Source organism: Candidatus Woesearchaeota archaeon (assembly GCA_003695435.1).
Classification (GTDB): Archaea; Nanobdellota; Nanobdellia; order Woesearchaeales; family UBA11576; genus J101.
Genome location: RFJL01000007.1, coordinates 1 through 3,278, shown reverse-complemented (window position 1 = coordinate 3,278; position 3,278 = coordinate 1). Strand labels below are relative to the sequence as shown.

Sequence of the window (3,278 nt, the reverse complement as noted above, 5' to 3'; positions counted from 1 at the left end):
TTTTGAAAATGTTTATTACTTTTGATAAGGGGTCTTGTGGAGCGCAGATGATAACATCTCCGGACATGACATCTCTTACTTTTTTCTTTGAGAAGAAGTCTTCTTTAAGGTGCTCTAAGAGGGAGTCTGCAGTTACAACCCCGCTTAGTTTTCCTTCGATGAAAAGGGGTAGTGCCATAACGTCATTTTCGACCATGAGTCTAGCACATTCAAGAGGGGTGGTATCTTCTGTTATTGTTGGGGTGTGTTGAACTAATCTTTTGACTTTTGTGTTTTCTTTGTCAAGGCCGCTTCTTATGATTGCTCTGTGAGTGAGTGATCCTTTGTATTCTTTATCATCAAAAACGAAGAGTACGTCAGTTTCACCATCGAAAAGAGTTGTTGCTTTTGCGAGCGTGTCTTCCATCTGAATGGTTTTGTAACGCTGTACACAAGCATCTTTAACACTTGAATGTAAGAGAGACATATTGCCACCGTTGTGTTCTGTTGTACCTGTATTTCCTTGCATGTTTTCGTGTGTATTTTGTTTGTTCATGGTGTTTTCACCTCATTTCTTGCGGCATTTTACTGTTTAGGTGCGCTGACATGCCTGTCGTACTAATGCACCCTTGATTGTTTTCTAGTGTTGTTTTGTTTTTGATTCGCCTGCTGGTTCGCGTCAGTTATTCGTGACGCGAGCCAGTTCGTGCGAAGTGTTGGAGCAAAGGTTGGTTGTTTTTTGTTGCAACTATTTTTTCTTTGTTTTTGCTCCCTTTGTTTTGTCTGAATCGGCATACTTGCCTATTTGTTCGCCTATTTTTTTGTATGCTTTTTCGAAGTGTTCTTTTTTGACGGTTCCTTCTTTGTTCTCTCCTTGCTTGTATTTACGCATTGCTTCAAGGCCTGCTTCTCTGCATAGGGATTCAAGCTCTGCGCCAGTCCAACCATCTGTTTTCTTTGCGAGCTCTTCAATCTTGACATCTTTTGCAAGGGGCATGCCCTTGGTGTGTACGTTGAGGATGTCCTTTCTTGAACGCTCATCAGGCAATCCGATTTCTATTTTGAGCTCAATGCGTCCAGGTCGTGTGAGTGCTGGATCAATGAGCTCTGGTCTGTTGGTTGCTGCGATGATTGATACTTGGTCAAGCCCTTCAATACCATCAAGTTCGGTGAGGAGTTGGTTGACCATTCTTTCCGTTGAGTCGGTAAGAGAGTTTCCTCTTACCTTTGATATGCTGTCAAACTCATCGAAAAAGATAATTGCAGGTGCGAGTTGTCTTGCTTTTTTGAAAATTTCTCTTATGTGTTTTTCACTCTCGCCAACCCATTTGCTTATGAGTTCGGGTCCTTTGACTGCGATGAAGTTTGCATCAGCCTCGTTTGCTACTGCTTTTGCAAGGAGTGTTTTTCCTGTTCCTGGAGGTCCTGTGAGAAGTACTCCTTTTGGAGCTTTCACTCCGAATTTCTTGAAGCTTTCAGGATCTTTGAGTGGCCATTCAACAATCTCTCTGAGTTGTTCTTTTGCACTTTCAAGTCCTCCGATGTCCTCCCATTTTGTAGATGGTTTTGCGATAAGTACTTCTCTCATCGCAGAGGGTTCTACGTGTTTTAGTGCTTCTTTGAAGTGGCTAAGATTTACTTCTATTTTTTCAAGGACGTTTGCTGGAACTTTTACGGAGTGCTCTTTGAGGCTCGGGATGTATGGTTTTAATGCCTTGAGTGCTGCTTCTTTACAGAGCACCTCTATATCCGCTCCTGTAAACCCTATGGTTTTTCTGCTAAGGTAATCAAAGTCTACGTCTTTTGCAAGAGGCATTCCTCTAGTGTGAATCTTGAAGATTTCTTTTCTTCCACGTTCATCAGGAGGTAAGATTTTGATTTCCCTGTCAAATCGTCCAGGTCGTCTAAGAGCTTCATCAATGTCATCCGGCCGGTTCGTTGCTGCCATTACAACAACATCACCTCTTGATGAGAGACCGTCCATAAGAGTGAGGAGCTGTGCTACAATTCTTTTTTCTGTTTGGTCTTTTCCTTCTCCTCTTTTTGGAGCGATGGAATCTATTTCATCAATGAAGATGACTGAAGGTGCGTTTTTGTTTGCTTCTTCAAAGATATCTCTTAGCTGTTTTTCACTCTCTCCGTAGTATTTGCTCATAATTTCAGGTCCAGCAATAGAGTAGAATGTCGAATCTGTTTCTGCTGCTACTGCTTTTGCAAGGAGTGTTTTTCCTGTTCCTGGAGGTCCTGTGAGAAGTACTCCTTTTGGAGCGCCTACTCCTAGACGTTGAAATACTTCGGGATGTTTGATGGGTAATTCCACCATCTCACGAATCATGTCAATCTCATTACTTAGTCCTCCGATGTCTTCGTAGCTCACATCGGGAATCTTGAGTGATTCTGCTTTGACTACTTTATCTGAGATGGTAAGTCGTGTTTTGGGAGTTACTTTTACGTAAGTGTTTGGGGATACTTTGGTCACAACGTAGTGCAGTTGTGTTCCCATAACGTCAATTTCTATTTTTTGTCCCCTTGCAAGAGGTCTTTCTAAGAGTCTTGTGTGGAAGTAGTGTGTTGGGTCTCCGCTAAATTGAACGCGCTCAACAGGGGAGAGTACTACTTCTTCTGCGTCTTCGCAGGAGACTTTTCTTACTTCAATGGTGTCTCCAAGAGAAACTCCTGCGTTAAATCTTAGATTTCCATCTATTCTGATAATCGCTTCTGACTGATCAGTGAGAGTTTCATGAGGAAGCCTTCTTACTGAAGCAACGGTTTTTCCTTTTCCTTTTATTTCGATAAAGTCGCCGGAATCAAGTCCTAATTTATCCATGACTGCAGAAGGAAGTCTTGCGATTGATCGTCCTACGTCATCTTGAAATGATTCTGTGACTCTGAGTTGCATTGTTGGGTTTGTATTGTTGTTGTTTGGTTTCATTGGTCATCACCTTTGTTGTGTTGATTGTTGTGTCGGTCGATGTGTTGGTTTTGCATTTGATTGTCTTGGTAGCTCTCGCAACGCATTCGCATCAATACTTGCGAAGGCAATGGTTGTCGATGTTGTTTTTGGGAAGTGGGAAGTCATTCCAACGAGTTGAGTGCTGCACGCACACAGCTTGTGAGTTGGTGGCTTTTCCAAATTCTTCTCAACTCGTTGGAATGACTACGTTGTGTCTTTGTACGTGTTTTCGTACTTGTTGTTATGTGTGTTTTGTGGGTGTTTGCTAGTTTAATGCTGTAGTTACGTCATGTTTATTTCACAGCTATGCGTTTTGATTTCTTCTTGTCCTCTTTTTTAGGGATTC

At 42.1% G+C, this 3,278-nt stretch carries 2 protein-coding genes; both read right to left on the bottom strand.

All coding sequences use genetic code 11. The features are described from left to right. On the bottom strand, nt 1-535 hold a 535-nt coding region (locus D6774_00430; protein RME78645.1), incomplete at its 3' end, for a CBS domain-containing protein. A 192-nt stretch (nt 536-727) separates the two neighbouring features. After that, complete coding sequence (locus D6774_00425) at nt 728-2,911, bottom strand: AAA family ATPase (protein RME78644.1); 2,184 nt, start codon at nt 2,909-2,911, stop codon at nt 728-730. Nucleotides 2,912-3,278: the final 367 nt, after the last annotated feature.

Bases quoted from the DNA above. Each gene is read 5' to 3' on its own strand.
- D6774_00425 (RME78644.1), bottom strand. From the start codon at position 2,911: ATGAAACCAAACAACAACAATACAAACCCAACAATGCAACTCAGAGTC.